The 20,934-nt window shown below is 49.1% G+C and carries 24 protein-coding genes; 23 read left to right on the top strand and 1 reads right to left on the bottom strand.

The genetic code is table 11. The features are described from left to right. The 23 genes from ACFQO0_RS09480 to ACFQO0_RS09590 all read left to right on the top strand — a co-directional run. Positions 1 to 218 (top strand): hypothetical protein (locus tag ACFQO0_RS09480; protein ID WP_382234121.1); only part of this gene is annotated, 218 nt, incomplete at its 5' end. A gap of 543 nt (positions 219 to 761) precedes the next feature. Then, a complete protein-coding gene (locus tag ACFQO0_RS09485) occupies positions 762 to 1,760 on the top strand; it encodes a helix-turn-helix transcriptional regulator (protein ID WP_012078820.1) in 999 nt (332 codons plus the stop codon). Between the two features lie 261 nt (positions 1,761 to 2,021). Further along, positions 2,022 to 3,749 (top strand): cation:proton antiporter domain-containing protein, encoded by a 1,728-nt coding sequence (locus tag ACFQO0_RS09490; protein ID WP_012078819.1) that lies wholly within the window; start codon positions 2,022 to 2,024, stop codon positions 3,747 to 3,749. Continuing rightward, positions 3,749 to 3,871 carry a peptide-methionine (S)-S-oxide reductase gene (locus ACFQO0_RS09495; RefSeq protein ID WP_465261967.1) on the top strand — a complete coding sequence of 41 codons (123 nt, stop codon included), beginning with the start codon at positions 3,749 to 3,751 and terminating at the stop codon, positions 3,869 to 3,871. The genes ACFQO0_RS09490 and ACFQO0_RS09495 overlap by 1 nt, the downstream gene beginning before the upstream one ends. A 163-nt stretch (positions 3,872 to 4,034) precedes the next feature. Further along, a complete protein-coding gene (locus ACFQO0_RS09500) occupies positions 4,035 to 5,459 on the top strand; it encodes an FAD-containing oxidoreductase (RefSeq protein WP_012078818.1) in 1,425 nt (474 codons plus the stop codon). Positions 5,460 to 5,465: 6 nt separating this feature from the next. Further along, complete coding sequence (gene egtD, locus ACFQO0_RS09505) at positions 5,466 to 6,434, top strand: L-histidine N(alpha)-methyltransferase (RefSeq protein ID WP_012078817.1); 969 nt, start codon at positions 5,466 to 5,468, stop codon at positions 6,432 to 6,434. A gap of 135 nt (positions 6,435 to 6,569) precedes the next feature. Beyond that, a complete protein-coding gene (locus ACFQO0_RS09510; RefSeq protein WP_012078816.1) occupies positions 6,570 to 7,112 on the top strand; it encodes a cytochrome b in 543 nt (180 codons plus the stop codon). Positions 7,113 to 7,409: 297 nt separating this feature from the next. After that, complete coding sequence (locus ACFQO0_RS09515; protein ID WP_012078815.1) at positions 7,410 to 8,006, top strand: cytochrome P460 family protein; 597 nt, start codon at positions 7,410 to 7,412, stop codon at positions 8,004 to 8,006. A gap of 46 nt (positions 8,007 to 8,052) precedes the next feature. After that, positions 8,053 to 8,631, top strand: coding sequence for a cytochrome P460 family protein (locus ACFQO0_RS09520; protein ID WP_012078814.1), 579 nt, complete (start codon positions 8,053 to 8,055; stop codon positions 8,629 to 8,631). A gap of 241 nt (positions 8,632 to 8,872) precedes the next feature. Next, the gene (locus ACFQO0_RS09525; RefSeq protein WP_012078813.1) at positions 8,873 to 9,787 is read left to right on the top strand and encodes an NADP-dependent oxidoreductase; all 915 of its coding nucleotides are present in this window, start codon (positions 8,873 to 8,875) and stop codon (positions 9,785 to 9,787) included. A 77-nt stretch (positions 9,788 to 9,864) separates the two neighbouring features. Next, entirely contained in the window at positions 9,865 to 10,308 is a 444-nt protein-coding gene (msrB, locus tag ACFQO0_RS09530) for a peptide-methionine (R)-S-oxide reductase MsrB (RefSeq protein ID WP_012078812.1), read from the top strand. Position 10,309: 1 nt separating this feature from the next. Continuing rightward, complete coding sequence (msrA, locus tag ACFQO0_RS09535) at positions 10,310 to 10,816, top strand: peptide-methionine (S)-S-oxide reductase MsrA (protein WP_012078811.1); 507 nt, start codon at positions 10,310 to 10,312, stop codon at positions 10,814 to 10,816. 119 nt (positions 10,817 to 10,935) lie between these two features. Further along, on the top strand, positions 10,936 to 11,562 hold the full coding sequence (gene ccmA, locus ACFQO0_RS09540) for a cytochrome c biogenesis heme-transporting ATPase CcmA (RefSeq protein ID WP_143710533.1): 627 nt from the start codon (positions 10,936 to 10,938) through the stop codon (positions 11,560 to 11,562). Continuing rightward, on the top strand, positions 11,559 to 12,230 hold the full coding sequence (gene ccmB / locus ACFQO0_RS09545; protein ID WP_012078809.1) for a heme exporter protein CcmB: 672 nt from the start codon (positions 11,559 to 11,561) through the stop codon (positions 12,228 to 12,230). The genes ccmA and ccmB overlap by 4 nt, the downstream gene beginning before the upstream one ends. 16 nt (positions 12,231 to 12,246) lie before the next feature. Further along, positions 12,247 to 13,002, top strand: a complete 756-nt coding sequence (locus ACFQO0_RS09550; RefSeq protein ID WP_012078808.1) for a heme ABC transporter permease — start codon at positions 12,247 to 12,249, stop codon at positions 13,000 to 13,002. Continuing rightward, a complete protein-coding gene (gene ccmD, locus ACFQO0_RS09555) occupies positions 12,999 to 13,178 on the top strand; it encodes a heme exporter protein CcmD (protein ID WP_012078807.1) in 180 nt (59 codons plus the stop codon). The genes ACFQO0_RS09550 and ccmD overlap by 4 nt, the downstream gene beginning before the upstream one ends. Beyond that, complete coding sequence (ccmE, locus tag ACFQO0_RS09560) at positions 13,175 to 13,642, top strand: cytochrome c maturation protein CcmE (RefSeq protein ID WP_012078806.1); 468 nt, start codon at positions 13,175 to 13,177, stop codon at positions 13,640 to 13,642. The genes ccmD and ccmE overlap by 4 nt, the downstream gene beginning before the upstream one ends. Further along, entirely contained in the window at positions 13,639 to 15,606 is a 1,968-nt protein-coding gene (locus tag ACFQO0_RS09565) for a heme lyase CcmF/NrfE family subunit (protein ID WP_012078805.1), read from the top strand. Before ccmE ends, ACFQO0_RS09565 begins: the two co-directional genes overlap by 4 nt. Next, complete coding sequence (locus ACFQO0_RS09570) at positions 15,603 to 16,139, top strand: DsbE family thiol:disulfide interchange protein (RefSeq protein ID WP_012078804.1); 537 nt, start codon at positions 15,603 to 15,605, stop codon at positions 16,137 to 16,139. Before ACFQO0_RS09565 ends, ACFQO0_RS09570 begins: the two co-directional genes overlap by 4 nt. After that, positions 16,136 to 16,624, top strand: coding sequence for a cytochrome c-type biogenesis protein (locus tag ACFQO0_RS09575; protein ID WP_012078803.1), 489 nt, complete (start codon positions 16,136 to 16,138; stop codon positions 16,622 to 16,624). Before ACFQO0_RS09570 ends, ACFQO0_RS09575 begins: the two co-directional genes overlap by 4 nt. Further along, positions 16,621 to 17,472 (top strand): c-type cytochrome biogenesis protein CcmI, encoded by an 852-nt coding sequence (ccmI, locus tag ACFQO0_RS09580; protein WP_049831494.1) that lies wholly within the window; start codon positions 16,621 to 16,623, stop codon positions 17,470 to 17,472. Before ACFQO0_RS09575 ends, ccmI begins: the two co-directional genes overlap by 4 nt. 226 nt (positions 17,473 to 17,698) lie before the next feature. After that, the gene (locus tag ACFQO0_RS09585; RefSeq protein ID WP_041296872.1) at positions 17,699 to 18,199 is read left to right on the top strand and encodes a YkgB family protein; all 501 of its coding nucleotides are present in this window, start codon (positions 17,699 to 17,701) and stop codon (positions 18,197 to 18,199) included. A gap of 324 nt (positions 18,200 to 18,523) precedes the next feature. Beyond that, on the top strand, positions 18,524 to 18,865 hold the full coding sequence (locus ACFQO0_RS09590; RefSeq protein WP_274377808.1) for a PilZ domain-containing protein: 342 nt from the start codon (positions 18,524 to 18,526) through the stop codon (positions 18,863 to 18,865). 764 nt (positions 18,866 to 19,629) lie between these two features. Here ACFQO0_RS09590 and ACFQO0_RS09595 read toward each other — a convergent pair. Next, on the bottom strand, positions 19,630 to 19,983 hold the full coding sequence (locus ACFQO0_RS09595; RefSeq protein WP_012078798.1) for a hypothetical protein: 354 nt from the start codon (positions 19,981 to 19,983) through the stop codon (positions 19,630 to 19,632). Positions 19,984 to 20,934: the final 951 nt, after the last annotated feature.

Raw genomic sequence — 20,934 nt, forward strand, 5'->3', positions numbered from 1 at the left:
CTCGTTCTGTGACCTGTTTGACTGCTTCAATCTTGAATTCTTCTGTATATCGCTTTGCACTCATAACACCTCCGTTAACCTATAAATTTATAGGCTCAGATGTGTCTAGTAAAGCCGGGGCGATTCACACCTTAGAACTGTACCCCCTAACAAAGACACCAAGGTTACAACTCGCCGCCGACAAGGCGACATCATCGATTATCGACGACCTGAAATGAACTCGTTTCGACGAAGATCCCACGTGATTAGTCTTCTTCATAGCGTCTACTATTACCGTCCAATATCTTCGTAAGCAGTCATCGACGATACTGTTTTGATCAGATTGATCAAAAACATATGAGATGAATTTTCAAGATACGGTTATCGACGCATTATCTTGTATTTGCATGCAGCTGGTCAGTGTAATCAATCATAAGCAAATCGCCCGCGCGATGAGAAAGCACCTTTTCCGTATCGCATGTCCACAATCTTTCAACCAATACCGGACAACGAAGGTGATTTGGGCGTCTTTCCCAATAGCTATCGTGATTCCTTGAAATAACCCGGGTTGATTGATTCAATGAACGAGTCACAAATCACAGTATGACCGATAGCTGCAGGCCTCAGGAAATTATCCACATCACGGGTACCCCGGATAACATCAAAAATCCTCCAATTTGCTATCAAACACGAACATGCATAAATCTCAAAAAAGACATTTCGACTGATTCCATGCCACCACCGTTTTGGTATAAATTAACCCTAACCTAAAAGAACCCGACGTGAACGACAAACCCATTTTGCGGATTTCTCCATCCGACCTAGATAACCTTCTAAATGCACTCGAAGTGCATTTCGTGCGCTTGTCTGAATGCCTGATCAATCCAGGTTGGCGACTTGAATTAGGGGGCGTTGACTCACCTGCTATTCACTACAACATTCAGGGACATGGTCGTATGATTGTTGGTGAGCATGTCATCGACTTGAGACCTCACACACTTGTCATTCTGCCGGCTCGACAGTATTTTCGCATCGAAGTACCAAGCATAGATGTTGGATTGGTTGGCATGCCGATAATGGAAATCCTTGACGGACGAACCATGGTGTTTCCTCCTGACGCCATTCGCCGCTATGAGGCTGGCACCGGTGAACCAGAGTTAATCATGATCTGTGGATATTTTCGTGCACTGTATGGCGCATCGATGAACCTGTTTTCCAGCTTGGCAACGCCTATCGTTGAACAATTTGATCCTTCTGATCAACTTGATTACAAATTGAAATCTGCATTGGCCGAATTGGTTGCGCAGGAAGTAGGCATGGGAGCTATGACAGCAACACTGCTGAAACAGGTATTAGTGCTCCTACTTCGACGCTCATTGTGTTCCATCAATCTTTGGGTGGAAAGATTTTCCGTTCTCAGTGACCCTCATATAGCCCATGCCTTTGCTGATATGGTTACGCAACCAGGTGCGCCGCACTCCGTCAAAAGCTTAGCGCAGAAAGCTTGTCTCAGTCGATCAGCGTTCATGGCACGCTTTACCAATTTGTTCGAACAATCGCCAATGGCTGCATTGCGTGAAATTCGTATGCGTCAAGCGGCCATCCTGTTTTCCAATGAAAGTCTTTCAGTCGATCAGGTTGCACGGATAGTTGGTTACGATAATCGAAGTAGTTTCTTTCGTGCATTTCGCAAGACCTATGGCTGCAGCCCGTCTGACTATCGTGTGTCTGAAAACGAAGCTGCTAATTCAAGTGTATTAACTGACGAAAAAGCAAGTTAAGTGGTACTGCCATTCCATATGCGGTTTGCTTGTCGCACATATCGGAAAAGGAAATAGAAGCAGCACCCAGATAAAAAAATGAATAATTTATTCGACGCGGGCCATGAAGCGTGCAAAACAATAATCTTGCTGGACGTTTTACATCACTTGCAAGACTTTTAGATTTAATGGTTGCTTTAGACTATTAAAAAGATTTAAAAGCCTGAATTTATTCCTTCGCCCATTAACAGACTTTTATTCCAACACCGAGAGAACTAGATCATGGCAGCAGGAGAAATATCCGATGTAACGTCGTTAGTGATGTTGGTGCCTGCTATAGTTTTCCTTGGACTTGGTATTACGACGGCGATCGTCAGCCGAGCTGTGGGTCTCAGCCCCATCGTTGGGTATATCGTATTGGGGCTTGGATTAAATATAAGTGGCTTTGGGCTTCTATATGGCAAGTCCACAATTTCATTGCTAGCAGAGCTAGGTGTTGTATTCCTGTTATTTGACATCGGTCTTCATTTCTCACTCGACCGTATCAGGAAGCAGGCGTCGGATATTTTTGCATTCGGACCATTCCAAGTCATATTTGCTACCACTGGCCTGACCCTCACTGCACTGGTTTTGGGGATAAGTATTGTTCCCGCGCTGTTGATCGGTTCTATTCTCGCCCTCTCATCAACTGCAGTCGTCGGACGACTGATCGCTGAGCGTCACCAACAAAATTGTCCGGTTGGACTGACTGCTACTTCCATTCTTATATTTCAGGACGTTGCGGCGATATTTTTGCTTATCGTTGCCAATTCTCTTGATGACGGCGGCACAATCTGGACCGTTGCAGCGCTAGCTCTATGCAAAGCCATTCTAGCGTTCGCGATCACTGTGGCCATTTCCCGTCTGCTGATTGGTTCATTGCTTGGTCTTGTGGCGCGCAGTAAAAACGAAGAGGTTTTCACAGCAGCAGCCCTGTTGATTGCGTTAGCAGCAGGTTGGGCCACGGGAAAAATGGGATTGTCACTGACATTAGGCGCATTTCTAGGGGGACTCGCCCTAGCAGAAACACCTTATAGAGCTGTAATTGAATCTGAGATCCGGCCGTTTCGTGGGCTGTTGCTGGGATTTTTCTTCATTTCAATTGGTTTATCGTTGAATGTGAATGTCCTTGCACATTCGTTGCCACTGATCATTGGCCTCACTATTCTTCTATTCATAGTCAAAATAATATCCAACATCACAGCCAGCCGTGTTTTTAAATGGTCAGTTCCTGGCTCGACACAATTGGGTTTTTTATTAGCCCAAGGTTCAGAATTCGCGTTTGTGATTTTGAGCCTACCATCAATGCAATCTGCTATTGGAGATACAAATACGTCAGTCATTATTGCAGTAGTTGCATTGAGCATGGCGGTAACGCCGAATCTCGCCGACGTCGGCCGCAAACTTGCTGGTCGCATGCGCATGCGCAAGCGCGTAAAAGAGGCATTAGATGCTGAGCTCACACCAAAAATTGACAATGCTCCGATAATTATTGTTGGAATGGGCACCATCGGTCGCACCATTGCCGATGCGCTGATTAAATTTGAGATCGGCTATTACGCAGTTGAGTTTGATCAACAACGCCTTGAAATGGCGATTGCGGATGGTTATGACGCCACTTTTGGCGACGGTTTCGACATGCAAATGTGGGGCTCTTTCAAACTGCATGAACGCAAATTCAGCATTCTTACTACACCCAATTTCGACATTCTCGATGGAACCCGCCATATGGCCAATAGTCGGTTTCCAAATCTCAAACGTTATGTCGTTGTCACAGATGAAATCGAAGCACAGCGTTTTAAAAATATTGGCTTTGCTACCGTTATCGATCGGCGCTTTCCTCGTGGCTTGGATGTTGCAGAGGCGATTTTGTCTGAAATGGGCATAAGTCCGGAAGCGATTGAAAATTGGATTCAACAACAGACTCAACCCAATGATTCAGTATCACCACTTGCCAAAACGGCTGCCTGATCTATCGCAATGGCAAGCACACTAAAGCGATTGAGATAACGTCCGATCTGGACATGATTAGTTACAGAAGAATTTGGGAGTTTTTCTTTCAAATCCACGATCCAACTACATCGAATCACTAGGGAGATGACACGGGAGGTGGTGGCCGAAGTTGCATCCGCAGAACCATTTTGACAAGCGGAATCCGAACATCAAAATTATCTGAAAAAAAAATCATTGGGGTAGATATACCTGCAATTTCAGTCACGGAAACTGGTGCCCCTCTAACAAAACATGGATTGGACGATGAACAAGAAAATCGAACCGACAAGCGCCACCACATCTGGTAAACAAACCGAAATCTTCGATGCCATTATTATCGGAACGGGTCAGGCGGCGCCAGCGCTTGCTAATCGACTAACAGCGTCTGGTATGCGCATTGCTGTTATTGAGCGCAGCTCCGTAGGAGGCACCTGTGTCAATACCGGCTGCACGCCTACAAAAACCATGGTCGCAAGCGCCTACGTTGCACGAATGGCTGCACGCGCGGCCGAATATGGTGTTGTTTTACATCACCCGCCAGCGATCGATATGAAAGCTATCAAAGCACGTGTCGATAAAATCGTGCAAACAGATCGCGTCGGACTTGAAAACTGGATGACTGGAATGCCCGGCTGTACATTGATTCGTGGACATGCGCGGTTCGAAAGCGGCAATGAAGTCTGTGTCGATGATCGGCGCATTAAAGCGAACAAGATATTTATCAATGTTGGTGGCAGAGCCTTCATACCAGATGCGGTGGGCTTAGAGAATATTTCCTACCTGACAAATACAGACATGGTTGCGCTTGATATTGTCCCGTCGCATTTGATCATCGTCGGTGGTAGTTACATCGGACTGGAATTCGCCCAGATGTTTCGACGATTCGGCTCGTCCGTGACCGTGATTGAGCGCGGCTCTCGTCTGATAGCACGTGAGGATGAGGAAGTCTCCGCCCAAATTAAAGACATTCTTTCGAACGAAGATATTTCTATCATGCTCGACGCGGAGGAGCTTCAGTTCCAAAAACATGCTGCCGGTGTTGCAGTTAACGTCAAATGCAAAAATGATTGGAAAAAAATAAGTGGAAGTCACTTACTTATCGCAGTTGGAAGACGTCCCAATACGGATGATCTTGGACTCGATAAAGCTGGTATCGAAACAGACACTATGGGATACATCACCGTTGACGAACAACTACGCACAACAGCGAATGGTGTCTGGGCACTTGGCGATTGTAATGGGCGCGGCGCATTCACTCACACCGCCTACAACGACTTCGAAATCGTCGCTGCGAATTTACTGGATGGCGAAACACGTTGTGTATCCGATCGTATTCCGGCCTACGCGTTATATATCGATCCCCCACTCGGTCGTGTTGGAATGACTGCGACACAAGCAAAAAAAGCTGGCCGAAAAATTCGCGTGGGAACAAGACAGATGACACGCGTAGCTCGCGCCATCGAAAAAGGTGAAACTCAGGGATCCATGCGCGTCGTGGTCGATGCAGAGACAAATGAAATTCTCGGCGCCGCAATTCTTGGCCCCGGAGGAGACGAAGCAATTCACGCTATTTTGGCAACGATGGCGGCCAAAGCGCCTTACACCCAGTTAACTCACACCATGGCCATCCATCCAACGCTGTCAGAATTGATTCCGACCATGTTGGGCGAACTATCAAACCCACAGTAATCGCCGATGACAAAAATAAATGTAATAACCAATAAGAACACATTCACCATTAAACACGGTTCCTTTCAGTCCGATGTAATGTCAGGTTTGTCAGGCCTGAAAAAGACTCTGCCCTGTCGCTGGCTATATGACAACTTAGGATCAGAGTTATTCGAAGAAATTACACGTGTCCCAGAATATTATCCGACACGAACCGAAACTATCATTCTGCAAACATATATTCGAGAAATTGCGGATTTTGCAGGCCGAAACGCTATTCTCGTTGAGTACGGAGCTGGGGCTGGAATCAAGACCGAGACATTGATTGCAGCACTACAGTCTCTCGCTCTCGACTGCTACATTCCTGTCGATATTGCGGGAGAATTTCTCGAAGAAACAGCATCCCGCATACAGGGGAAATTTCCGCATCTATCCATCAAACCGGTTGTCTCGGATTTCATGACCGACTTTGCGTTACCACCGAATCTTCTGGGTACACGTCGTGTGGCATTTTTTCCTGGATCGACAATAGGAAACCTAAGTCCAAAACAGGCTGGAGATTTTTTGAGACGTATGCGTAATCACGTAGGCCCCGAAGGCGCTGCAATCATAGGATTCGATTTAAAGAAAGACGTCGAGACGATGATTTCTGCCTACGATGATAAGGCAGGAATTACATCCAAATTCAATCTCAATTTACTGACACGCATCAACCGTGAACTGGAAGGCAATTTTGAACTTAGTCGTTTCAAACATAGTGCTCGTTGGAACGAGGAGGAATCAGCGATAGAAATGCATATCGTGAGTCTGGAGGAGCAAATCGCGACGGTTGGTATGTTTAATTTTCATTTTCGGGCTGGAGAAACGATTCATACGGAAAGTTCACGAAAATACGATGTTAAAGGTTTTGAAATGCTTGCCAACGCCAACGGATGGAAAATGGATCACATCTGGCGTGACAGTGACAATAAATTTGGAATAGCTGGATTACGCTAGACCTAGGTCGTAATAGTTTCAATTTCTAGTTACTGCCTTTTTAATGTCCATCCAAACGTTGATCCAATGCGTCGTGTCACATCTATGGCAACGCATTGTCGTCGATCATCAAACAGCGCTTAAGATCGGGGCCAGATGATTGCCTTGCGCAGTACCTCTTCTTGCTACGGTGTCGTCACCCAAGCCTTCCATTGGCTAACAGCGGTATTGGTTCTTGTTGCCTATGTACTGAGCAAGAGTGATCGCTATTCACTCTATTCCGCCGAAGCAGACGGAATTCGTAGGATTCACGAAACGCTCGGCGTACTTGTTTTCATTGTCGTCGTGCTGAGGTTGCTATGGGGATTGATCGACAATATGCCTGTCAGACGAATAAGACCTCGATGGATGGCAATGGCCGCGACGTTTGTCCGATTTGCACTTTATGTGCTCCTCATCTCAATTCCGACAACAGCAGTGATCGGTACCTGGCTTGAAGGAATTCCTATTACGCTTATCGAATTCGACATCGCCCCTCCGATTGTGGAGGCACGTGAGATGGGACAGCTAATCATGAGAATACACAACATCCTCGGCACAGCCATACTCTGGATTGCTGGTGCTCATGCAGCCGCTGCTCTTTTCCACCATTTCTATCTGCGCGATGAAGTCTTTAAGTCGATGATTCCAAGTCGATGAATGTGAGTAGTGCGTTAACGCGATGAAGTGTTCTTCTCCGAATCCTAGTTAACGCAACACGGTTGACTTGAACCTCACATCTCGCACGACGGCTCAGCACGATATTCGGACGTACGTCTACAGCACTAACTGATTTTTATCCCTCCTTCATTTTCAAATTCCTATAGTCGTCCGAAGACATGTGTGGCAATAAACAATTCAAATATTTGGACGATACAGAACAAAGACAAGACCAAAGGGAACGAAGACGAAGATACGATGAAGCCTCATCTAGTCTTAAAGAGAAGGAGAAAAATTATGCGCACTTCCTTACCGATTATCAGTGTGATTTTTAGCGCGATAGTTGTGACAACTGCTTTTGCCCAACCTGGGTCTGGTGACGATGGCTCACAAGCAAGAAAACGTTACCTTCCCGAATATACAAAATCAGGTGAACTGATTTTGCCGAAAAATTACCATGAATGGGTATACGTCGGCTCACCACTTACCCCTAACGCACTCAACGGCGGCAAGGCCAATTTTCCTGAATTCCATAACGTCTATATCGAGCCAGGCTCATACGCAATTTACAAAAAAACTGGCAAATTCCCCGAAGGAACGATCTTCTTCAAAGAACTACAACTCACACTACCAGGCCAGAATCCGGATGGATCGCGCACTGAAGCATCTGGACGTGGTTACTTCCCCGGAAAATTCAACGGCGCTGATGTAACTGTCAAAGATTCTAAACGGTATGCAGATACCGGAGGCTGGGGTTACTTCAACTTCAATCACCACGAACCAAAGGCCCCGACAGCGACCGCGAAGCCAAATAATGAATGTGCGTTCTGCCACAGAGCCAGTGCTAAGAAGGACGACATCTGGACTCAGTTCTATCCTCTCCTGGATAACTGAAATTTCCTATAAACGTACCCGCTTACCAACATAAGGAAGCAAAGTCATGAGAATCATAGGTGCATTGGGCGTTGCCCTAATAGGATTGTTCATAAGCGTCGATGGCACTGCCTACGGCCAAACCACTACACATTCACAGTTCGGAGCGACGACTGCGGCCGTTGTCGATGACAAAGGAAATATGCACGTTCCTGCCGACTATCAGACCACTTATCAGATATTAGGTACATGGGCTGTGGCTACGGACAATGGCGTGGGTTCAAAGGAAATGCACGTGGTTTATGCATCTCCTGGAGTAATCGCGGCATATCGCAAGACGGGGCACTATCCCGATGGCGCTGTCCTTGTGAAGGAAATACACAAGACGGCCACCAAACCAATGACAACAGGAACCGTGAGTAGTGCCGACGCTCTCGTTGGTTGGTTCGTTATGGTGAAAGATGACGTCGGTCGTTTTCCAAAAAACAAACTTTGGGGAGACGGATGGGGTTGGGCTTGGTTTAATGCAGCTGATTCTAAGGTGACTACCTCCACGGACTACAAGAAGGATTGCCTGTCTTGTCATGTGCCCGCTCAAGCGTCAGATTGGATCTACAGCTACGGCTACCCGCCTCTGAAGCGATAACGAAGCGTGGCGCTGATCATGTCATTAGTCGGGACACTATTCTTCATCAAGTAACTCGGAACAGAAGTCTTGTCGACCACGGGTAGCGTGCCGAGTTGAACAAGACTTCTGTCTCTGCAAGATTTTCAGTAAACGGACAAACGATTAAAGAAACGATTTTCCCGCAACTGAAATGACATGCTCATTCAACTTTACGTGCGGATTAGAAAGCACGCGACGACTTGATACAAAGGAGAAGGTGATGAAGGCAATCATAGTGACAGAACAAGCTACCGGAACGGCTGGGATGAAATTGGCGGAACGACCTGAGCCGCAGGCAGCGATAAACGACGTTATTGTGCAGATTTATGCGTCGGGATTCGTCGCGACCGAATTGGAATGGCCCTCGACTTGGGTTGATCGCAATGACCGGAACCGAGCGCCGTCGATCCCAGGTCACGAGCTGGCAGGAGTGGTCACTGCTCTCGGTTACGGTACGACGGGACTATCGGTCGGACAGCGAGTGTTCGGCCTCGCGGACTGGCATCGCGACGGCACCTTAGCGGAGTATGTAGCGATCGAGGCACGCAATCTTGCACCCTTGCCGGGTGATGTTGAATTCACAGTAGGTGCGAGTCTACCGATTTCAGGTCTGACTGCATGGCAAGGATTGTTTCAACATGGTCGCCTTCAATCTGGCCAGCGCGTCCTCGCGCACGGCGCCGCTGGCGCGGTCGGTTCGATGGTAACCCAACTAGCACACGAAGCAGGTGCCTACGTCATTGGTACCGGACGGGCCACAGATCGCCAAGCGGCACTCGACTTCGGCGCACAAGAGTTTATCGACCTCGATAACGACACACTAGAAGACATTGGCAGAGTCGATTTGGTATTCGATGTCATTGGCGGTGAGATCGGAAAACGATCAGCTCGCTTGATTCGTGGCGGTGGAACACTGGTGTCTGTTGTCGGAGCGCCAGAGGTGCAGCTTGACAATGGTCTAGTGGTTGACTTCGTAGTTGAGTCAGACCGTGCGCAACTGACTGAGATCGTCAAACGCGTGCGAGATGGACGATTACGAACAAACATCGGTACCGTGGCATCCCTTGACGACGCCGCCGCTGTCTTCAATCGCACCCAACGACCCAAGGGAAAAACGGTCATTCGCATTCGGTGAGAGCTGAAGACGATGCATGTGCGCTGGAGACTAATGGCAACACTCTAGACTCTCAAGCAAAATATTGGAGACTGATCGTGAAGTATAGAAAGTCCGAAAAGGCAATAAGCCAACTAACTGCGGAACAGCGACGTGTTACTCAGGAGTCTGGAACCGAACGCCCGTTTTCCGGTGAATACAACGATCACAAGGAACCTGGCATCTACGTGGACATCGTCTCGGGCGAACCTCTCTTTGCGTCGTCCGACAAGTTTGATTCGGGTTGCGGGTGGCCTAGTTTTACCAAGCCGATCGTTCCTGCAAATCTCAACCCGCTGTTCGACACATCTCATGGAATGACCAGAACTGAGATTAGATCCACCCATGGCGACAGCCATCTTGGCCACGTATTCCCGGATGGTCCAACCGATCGCGGTGGCCTGCGTTATTGCATCAATTCTGCGGCACTCCGGTTCATTCATAGCGATGATATGGAACGCGAGGGTTATGGAGAATATCTCGATCAAGTCAAAGGAATTTAACATGCATCAACGTGCTGTACTTGCGGGCGGATGCTTCTGGGGAATGCAAGACTTGATCCGCAAACTTCCTGGCGTTGTCTCGACTCGTGTCGGTTATACCGGTGGTAACACACCAAACGCGACCTATCGCAACCATGGTACTCATGCGGAGGGAATCGATATCGTCTTCGACACAACTCTGACAAGTTACCAGATCATCCTCGAATACTTCTTCCAAATCCACGATCCTACGACTTGGGACCGTCAGGGGAACGATGTAGGCACAAGCTACCGTTCGGCCATTTTCTATACGACTGACGAGCAGAGAAAAATAGCAGAAAAAACAATCGCCGACGTGAATGCATCAGGTCTGTGGCCGGGCAAGGTCGTTACTGAAGTGGAGCCTGTTGGAGACTTCTGGGACGCTGAGCCGGAGCACCAGGATTATCTTAAAAAGCTGCCGGAAGGCTATACATGCCACTTTCCGCGTCCGAACTGGACCCTTCATAAAAAGAAGAGTGCAGATTAATCCTCAACGACTTCTGATCATATCAAAGTGACCATTCGATTTTAGATACGCCATAGATACAACATATTGTGCACAAACTTTGCGGCGTCCAAGACACCAGTCCCGATACCACTTGCTCAGTGCTCGAAGTAGTAGCCCTCGGCTGCGAACGAGATCAGCGCAAGCTATTTACGGGACTGACCTTCCGCTTACGAGCCGGCGACATGTTACGTATTCAAGGCCCCAACGGCAGCGGTAAAACGAGCCTGCTGCGCTTGCTATGTGGCCTTACCCAACCAACCAATGGGCGTGTTGAACTTTTCGGTCAGACATTAGCTCGGCAACGGGACATACGCGCTTCAAAACTGCTATGGATAGGCCATGCCGCTGGCGTCAAGGCGCTTTTGACAGTCGAGGAAAACCTAACTTGGCTAAGTGCTTTGCATTCGACTGGAGAAACCGCTGCAATCGGAAAGGCTCTGGCTGCAGTGGGCTTGCGCGGTTTCGAAGACACGCCTTGCCATGCACTGTCTGCAGGACAGCAACGTCGTATCGCATTGGCACGTTTGTACTTACCCAACCTACCAAACTTGTGGTTATTAGATGAACCCTTCACAGCACTAGACACCGCTGGCACAGAGCAATTGGAAGCGCATTTAGCAAGACATTGCGACCATGGTGGCACAGTTGTATTGACCACACACCATGAGCTAAGCAAACGAGCATGCGCGTATGTTGATCTTGATTTAGGTCAATACACCTCGTGAACAATATCTTTATCACCCTTTTTTATAATGAGCTACGCCTCTTATGTCGCCAATCCGCAGACTTTCTCAATCCCTTGGTATTTTTCTCAGTTGTCGTTTCACTGTTCCCATTGGGATTGGGAGCAGAATCGCAGCTTCTGAAAAATGCTGCTCCAGGGTTACTTTGGGTCACTGCGATGCTGGCAGTATTACTATCCCTAGACGGTTTGTTCCGTGCCGATTTCGAAGACGGCTCACTGGAGCAGTGGGCACTTTCATCGCACTCATTAGTGGTGCTAGTGCTGGCCAAAGTAGCAGCACATTGGCTTTGCAGCGGCCTTGCGCTGGTAGTACTAGCTCCGCTCTTGGCCTTAATGCTCGGCCTGCCGATCCATTGTCTCCCAGTGCTAATGTTGTCGCTGTTGCTAGGCACACCTGTGCTCAGCCTGCTTGGGGCAATCGGCGCGGCTCTTACAGTTGGTTTGCGGCGCGGTGGACTACTGCTGGCTTTATTGATTTTACCGCTGTATATCCCGGTACTGATCATAGGCAGTGGCGCGCTACAAGCTACCTTGCAAAATCTTCCCATCGCAGGACATCTACTTTGGCTAGCATGTTTCACCATACTAGCTATCACCCTAGCTCCATTTGCCGTCGCCGCAGGGTTGTCCATCAGCATAGCCGAATGACACAAGAACAATTCAAATGAACTGGATCTGGTTACACAAATGGGGTTCGCCCAAATGGTTCTACGACATAAGCGGCAAATGCCTGCCTTGGCTCGCCATTGCCAGCGCATTGTTGCTCTTGATCGGCCTTACATGGGGGCTGACATTCGCGCCGCCGGACTACCAGCAGGGCAACAGCTTCCGCATTATTTATATCCATGTGCCTGCCGCACTACTGGCTCAATCCATCTACGTCATTCTGGCTGCGACAGGCATCATCGGCATGATCTGGAAAATAAAACTAGCTGACGTTGCTCTACGGCAGGCTGCACCAATTGGGGCATGGATGACGGTCATCGCCCTAACCTCAGGAGCCATCTGGGGTAAGCCAACTTGGGGGACTTATTGGGTATGGGACGCGCGCCTAACTTCCATGCTCATCCTGTTATTTCTGTACTTGGGCGTGATCTCACTGGGTCAAGCGATCACCAATCGCGACAGTGCAGCTCGGGCTTGCGCGCTGTTGGCCGTGGTAGGCGTCATCAACATTCCCATTATTAAATACTCGGTTGAATGGTGGAACACCCTGCACCAACCTGCCAGCTTTTCGCTCGCGCAGAAGCCGACCATGCCATTACAAATGTGGCTGCCGTTACTGCTGACCGTGCTGGGTTTCTATTGTTTTTTTGTGGCGGTTCTGTTTGCGCGGATGCGTCTTGAAGTATTGAGACGTGAGGCAGACAGTCGCTGGGCCACAGCTGAAATCGACCGACTGCTCGAGGAGCATACATGACAGCATTTGCATCATTCGCTGATTTTCTTGCCATGGGTGGCCATGGCGTCTATGTCTGGAGTGCCTACGGTTTGTGCATGGCACTCCTGACATTAAATGCTGTCCTTCCCTTGTTGGCGCACCGCCGTTATCTAAACGACCTAGCGCGCCGCCGACGTCGTGAGAAATTGTTATGAATCCTATTCGCAAGAAGCGCCTATACTGGATACTAGCCTTGCTCTGTGGCGTTAGTATCGCTATGGCATTGGCTCTCTCCGCCCTGCAAGAAAACATCAATCTGTTCTACACCCCAAGCCAGATCGTCGCTGGTGAGGCACCACAAGGCACGCGCATCCGCGCCGGTGGAATGGTCGAGAACGGATCGCTAATGCGCACCCAAGATTCACTGGCACTGCGATTCAGCGTCACAGATGGTGCCCACAACATCACTGTACGCTATCAAGGCATTCTGCCTGACCTATTTCGCGAAGGCCAAGGCATCGTCGCTATGGGCAAACTCGACCGCAATGGGTCGCTGATTGCCGACGAAGTCCTGGCCAAGCACGACGAAAACTACATGCCGCCCGAAGTCATCCATGCGCTGAAACAAGCCGGCGTGCTCGACAATCCCAAGCGTGTCAAACAGGAATCTACTCGATGATCCCTGAACTTGGACTGTTGGCCCTGATCCTTGCGCTATGCCTCGCTCTAGTGCAAGCCAGCATTCCACTGATCGGTGCCTGGCGCGGCGACCGACACTGGATGGGACTAGCAAAACCGGCTGCCTGGGGCCAACTTACCTTCTTATTGTTCTCATTCGCCTGTTTGTCCAATGCATTCCTGACCGACGACTTCTCGGTTGCATATGTTGCACACAACTCCAACAGCATGCTGCCTTGGTACTACAAATTCAGCGCGATCTGGGCCGCGCATGAGGGTTCATTGCTACTGTGGGTCTTGATATTGGCCGGTTGGACATCCGCTGTCTCGTTCGGTGCCAAGCAACTACCGGAGGCGATGCTGGCACGGGTTCTGGCCGTGATGGGCATGATCAGTACTGGTTTCCTGCTATTCCTCATCAGCACCTCCAATCCCTTCGTCCGCTTGCTGTCCAATATCCCCGCTGATGGCCGCGATCTTAATCCTCTCCTGCAGGACATAGGCTTAATCGTCCATCCACCCATACTCTACATGGGCTACGTCGGCTTCTCGGTGGCTTTCGCCTTCGCCATCGCGGCTCTGTTGGACGGCAAGGTTGACGCCGCTTGGGCACGCTGGTCTCGACCTTGGACAACTGTGGCTTGGGCGTTTCTCGGCTTGGGCATCGCCCTAGGGTCGTGGTGGGCTTATTCTGAACTAGGTTGGGGCAGTTGGTGGTTCTGGGATCCCGTCGAGAATGCGTCGTTCATGCCGTGGCTGGTGGGGGCAGCACTGATCCATTCCTTAGCTGCAACTGAAAAACGCGGCGTGTTCAAAAGTTGGACCGTACTGCTTGCCATTTCCGCGTTCTCACTCAGCTTATTAGGCACCTTCCTGGTTCGATCAGGAGTACTGACCTCCGTGCACGCTTTTGCCACTGACCCTGCACGTGGCGTGTTTGTGTTGGTGTTGTTGCTAGCAGTGGTTGGTGGCTCGCTTGCATTATTCGCACTGCGGGCTCCAGTAATCAAGAGTCAGGTCAGCTTCGGAATACTGTCGCGTGAGACGTTACTGTTGGTAAACAATCTGCTGCTGTCGGTAGCAGCGGCCATGATCCTGCTCGGCACGCTCTATCCCATGATTCTTGACGCGTTTACTGGAGCAAAACTATCGGTCGGCCCCCCTTACTTTAACGCCATGTTCGTGCCGTTGATGGCGCTACTAATGGTGGCAGTGGCAGTCGGTATGCTCACGCGTTGGAAAGATACGTCGGGGCGCTGGCTGGCACGCATGCTCGTCCCGGTGCTGGCTGTCAGTCTACTAATCGCACTAGGCGCTGCTACGCTGCATGACCGATCGCGTTGGGCAGTGATGGGGGTCTGTCTGTTGGCTGCTTGGGTCGTGCTGACGGGCCTGCGCGACATATTCGACAAGACTCGCCACATGGGGTTGTTCAAGGGTTTGTCGATGCTAGGCAACAGCTATTGGGGTATGCATCTAGCCCATCTGGGTTTCGCCGTGTGTGCTCTAGGTGCTGTGCTGACTACCGTCGGAAGCCTTGAACGAAATCTGCGCATGATGCCCGGTACAGCCATCGAGTTAGGCGGCTACCACTTCATATTCGAAGGAACAACCCGACTCCAGGGACCCAATTACGTTGCCGACTACGGCAATGTACGGGTTCTTCGCGACGGCACTGAGATCGCGTTGCTACACCCTGAAAAACGTGTTTACCACGTTCAGCAAACCTCCATGACCGAGGCAGGGATTCAAGCTGGCTTCACACGTGACCTCTTCGTGGCGTTGGGCGAACCACTAACTGACGGCGCTTGGGCGGTGCGAGTGCAGATCAAGCCGTTCGTACGCTGGATCTGGCTGGGTGCACTACTTATGACCCTGGGCGGCTTGCTAGCAGCGACTGACTGGCGCTATCGCAGAGGATCTCGACTGGCTCCAGACACGCGCATGGTCGGAGAACAACCATGAAACGTTTACTGCTATTGCCGCTGGCATTGTTCCTGTTCCTCGCAATCATGCTATATCGCGGACTGTTCCTCAATCCAACTCAGTTACCTTCTGCATTAATCGGCAAGCCCTTCCCCGTTTTCACGCTTCCCTCTCTTGACGATCCATCACGCTTGTTAACACGGGAAGACGTCAAGGGTAGGCCAGCACTGGTCAACGTCTGGGCAACATGGTGCCCATCCTGCCGTCAGGAACACCCTGTGTTGACCAAGTTGGCTAACCAAGGGGTCATCATCTACGGTGTCAACTACAAGGATGATCGGGACGCAGCGCAGCGCTGGCTGCGCACCTTGCACAACCCATACCAACGGAACATCGAAGATGCGGCCGGTACGTTGGGTCTGGACCTCGGCGTATACGGTGCTCCGGAGACCTTCTTCATCGACGCCCAAGGCATCGTTCGCGACAAGTATGTTGGCATCATTGATCAACGCGTCTGGCAAGAAGAATTAGCGCCCATCTACGAAAAATTGTTACGGGAGGGCGCGCCATGAAGTGTCTGCTTGTCGGGATCATTCTGGGCGTTGGCGTACTCGCCAGCAGTCAGGCCGCCATCGACACTCACGAATTTACCGATGACAGTCAACGCCAACGCTATCACGATTTGACCTTGGTACTACGCTGCCCCAAGTGCCAAAACCAGAATATATCGGAATCGAATTCACCGATCGCCAACGATTTACGCAACGAGATCCATCGCATGCTAAGTACGGGTCAAAGCAACGAAAAAATCATCGATTTCATGGTTTCGCGTTATGGTGAATTCGTGCTGTATGACCCCCCATTGTCTTCACGGACGGTGCTGCTATGGTTAGGCCCGATTGCGCTACTGCTGATCGGAGGTGTTGCAGTAGTCGCTATCGTCACAAGCCGACGCCACCCACGGCCGGCAGCAGGAAGTGCATTGTCCGATGCCGAACGACATCGCCTGGTTCGTCTGCTGCAAGAGACAACCTCCACTACCGAGCAGAACCTATGATCACTTTTTGGCTCTACGCTGGACTGCTGTTAGTAATAGCCCTAGCCTTCATTTTGGTTCCTCAACTACGTCTCCCTCGCGGCCAAGTCGACGTCGATCGCACTCGTGCGAATGTAGGTCTATACCGAGAACGCCTGCGTGACTTAGAAATACAGCGCGACGCCGGCACGCTCGACGCAATACAACTCGAGGTTGGCCGGGTCGAAGCAGCTCGCAACCTGTTGGACGATACACGGATATCGAAACATGCCGCTGACACCCCACTGGGTCGAACTATTCCCTTGATTGCAGCACTATCAACACCACTGCTAGCGTTGATGCTATATCTGCACTGGGGTTCGCAGGATCAACTTATGCTGGCGCGCGAACATGCCGGGCATTCGGCACGGAGTATCGAAGAAATAACTACACATCTAGAAGTGTTACTGGGTGCAACACCCGACTCGGTCGAAGGATGGTCACTACTGGGGCGCGCCTACACGAAGCAAGAACGCATGGCAGATGCAGCTTACGCGTTTGAACGTGCCGCCACTTTGGCAGGACGATCATCCGAACTATTAGGGGACTGGGCCCAAGCATTGTATTTCGCAGGAAAACGACAATGGACGCCCCAACTGCAGGCACTGACTGATGAGGCTCTGGCTAACGACCCACAGGAGGCCACCAGTCTGAAACTAGTAGGCTTGGCCAGATTTGAGGCGGGTCGCTACACCGAGGCAGTCATCTACTGGGAACGCTTGGCAGCCACCCTACCTGAGGGAGATCCGCGTCGACTCACGATCTCTGATGAAATTTCGCACGCTCGCGAATTGACTAAAGCCTCAACCACGAAAGAAATGCGACAGTGAATGCGACATGAGTACTACGTTGAATTCGGTGATATCGGTTACTAATTTTTTTGGGGAACTATGCAAAAAATCGCGTAGTTCCATGCTGACATCTAGAACGAATCGACCCACTTTTTGATTCTTTCTGACATTTTATTGAGTCAATTCAGTCTCGAAATTGGTATTGGATAAGCCTAAAGTGGAGGCTCTTAACCACCCGATGAACAACCTGAACGGAAAACACAAAATGACTATTAAGACAAATCAGTTTCATCTACAAATCGCTGAAAAAAATGTTGGATCGCTCTCTCATCTTGCTCTGCTCAGATGGGCGCTGGTCGTCATCTTTCTTTGGTTCGGTGGAATGAAATTCACTACATATGAAGCAAACGCCATTGCTCCGTTCATCACCTACAGCCCCATCATGAGTTGGCTACATACCTTATTTGGAATTCAAGGAGCAAGTTACGTTATAGGTGTACTTGAGCTGTCCACTGCAGCAGCTTTGATTCTTGGTGCGTTCAAGCCTATTTTTTCTGCTTTGGGAGCTGCGATGTCGGCTGCAACCTATCTGCTCACGCTCACCTTTTTCTTTAGCACCCCTGGCGTAGCAGAGGTAACGGCGGGTGGCTTTCCGGCCATTGGAGCTATGCCAGGCCAGTTCCTTCTTAAGGATCTTGTCCTACTGGCTGCTTCGCTCTCTCTCCTTCTGGCATCCATCCAGACCTCCCGATCTAGCGCTCGGTAATTATGAAGTAATTCTCCGATCCGAATATTTGGATCGGAGAATCATATATGGCAAACATGAATACAAAGAAAAGATTGCCTATCACGCTGTATCAGTTGAAGCTAATTACGGCCATGTGCAGACGAACACAATCGGAAACATGACCTATGTATCCGTCGATTTTCAAAAAATGTGAATTATCCGAGTCGTTGTGCTTTTGGCGAGTTGTGAATTTATGCCATGTGTGATTTTTCAAACCACAAATTTCGTGCTTAATCGAATAAACAGTCTGCAAGAATCTAGTCGAAAGGAATGACGTTGACAGCACTTGCTCTTTTGAACTCGATGGTTGTTGAACACAAATCCCCTCGTCATATATTTCGCAGACGAGCTGTCATGACTTCCGACACTGTAACTCTTCACGTTAGAACATTAGATGTGTCAGAACACGGCTTTGGCGTAATCGCCAAAGAACCTGTCAGAGTTGGTAAAACCTGCTCTCTCGTCCTCAACGCTCTGGTCGGCGAACATGTCATTCAACAGACTTTTGCTTGCGAAATCGTTTATTGTATTCTGACTGGTGTTGATGGATTTCGTATCGGTCTGAACATAAACAATGCTGCAATAGACTCCTCGAAGCAGCACTTGCGAAAAATCATTTCCAGTTGTTCTTCGCCATTTTCCTAACAGCGGCGTATCCACGATTAGTACCGAACGACGACCTTGTCGACAATCTCCTGAGCGAAGAACAACGTAACCAAAACTATTAGTCGAATCACCAACGAACGAATAATATTTCTTGCCACAACCGCTCCATCAAGATTAAGAGGCTCTCTCAATAAAGAAAAACAGAACGCTAAATAACGTTAGACACTGACATTGCTGATAATGAATGTCTGCTTTCGACCCAAAGCAGACATCTCTCACATCCAGCGTAGAACGTACATGCTCTGTTCTCATACTTACCCATTACGCTCTTAAACAATAGCTTCGACTGCGAATGCTAGTACGCACATCACGGCCACATATACCAACCCAAAAAGCGAAGTACCGAACGCCTGAAATACGGATGCTTGGGCCCGCTGTACTCTGTCAGTTCCTGTGAGCTGAAGCGCGCGAGTACAACGACGTGCCGTTAAAAGTGCGGGAAGATACATAGTGGCCGCTACTATGTAGGTGATAGGAAAAGGAAGAAAGAATGGCCCTATGACAAGAACAACCGGCCCTAAAGGAAATAGTAAAGCGGCGTATGCCAAACTACTCGTTTGACGGAACTCATTCAAGACCGTTACCTCACGGTTAATCCCCACGAAAACTCGGTAGGACATTACGGTAAAGAAAATTAACAGCGCCAAGTCCAGCATTCGCGTTCCTTTTAATTTAGATTGTTCTTCTTGAAAAATGATCGATTTTTACCGATATGGAAGCAATAAGGATTACAGAAAATAGCCTCAGCAAACTTTGTCTTTTTTAAAAAAGACAAAGTTAATGCAAAGCGCCACTGCGCAAAAAACGGAGATTAGCTGATTAACCCACATCCCCATCATTACGGTCCAAGCCATTCCAATATCCATACCGTGATATTGCGGTTGCATTGCACATAAATAGGCAAAACTCGCCCATGAAAGGGTGACCAAAAATCGGGGTGATACCAACATCAATCCACAAGCAAACAGGCAAAGGCCAATTCGCTTTAGGGGTTGCGTGACATGTTTAGTTTGAGCGAGCCAATACAGCAACAGACAAAAAGTAACCTCAAGATAAATCGACGTGAAAAAGAAGAGATTGGTAATCCATTGCTCCATTTTTTATTCAACCCTTACGATTTTTAGTGCTAGGAGCAATCTGAAGAGAATCCTTGAGAGTGGTGGAACGTGAATTTCGGCGACATGGGGCTCATACGATTTTTGTTCGACTACGTTTGTCCAGATAGGAGCATATAGCGCCCGAGAATCCGCCCACCGATCCAAGCAATAGTGGAACGTCAATACTTGGCTCAAAAAAGCTAGATAGCAAAAAAAGAAGTATCGCGGTTGCAAAGTACCCACTGATAAATCCAATGATTACCTCGTGCGTGCGTCTGCCATCTGTCTGGGGGCGATAAATATGCCATTGGTATAGGAGCCCGCTGAGGGCAGCTGGAAGAATGCCGACCACATAGGAAAAAGCCGCTATTGATACCGCACCCGCGACGATTTGAACTACGCCGGGAGATCCCGCCGTCGTAGACCAAACAAATAATATGGCTGGTACGGCACCAATTAAAGGCCCCCATAGTGCGAAAACAAGAACGGTTTTAATCCGTTCCCGTTTTGCAGGAGAACTGTCAGTTGAAATGCGCAAGATATGCCAAGCGATGAGGGCAAGCGCTTGCTCCGCCGGCAGCAGCTATTATATTTATCATCAATCAAGCGTACGCAAAGCAACCTCAATTTACTATCCCATGAATGTGGGATGGGTGCCGTTTAATGTTCGCTTTTGGCCGATAGCGGACTACTGCAATCAACCCAAATCAGACATATAGAAAATCGGTGTGCCTGTCAACAGAAATGTATCGCACAACTCTCCCAGAGCAAAGAGTTATTGAATGCAAAGCATATCAACTAGTCTCGCAAAGTATGCACTTAGACCTAACTCAAGCGACTTCTTTATCTTCAGATTGAGCGTATACGCTGAGAGAAACACATCGATTGCTTTTGACAATCGGAAAATAACGTCTCGCTACGATAAAGAAAATTACATACGTCGACGGTCAA

It is taken from the genome of Herminiimonas aquatilis (genome assembly GCF_042665175.1).
Classification (GTDB): Bacteria; Pseudomonadota; Gammaproteobacteria; order Burkholderiales; family Burkholderiaceae_D; genus Oxalicibacterium; species Oxalicibacterium aquatilis.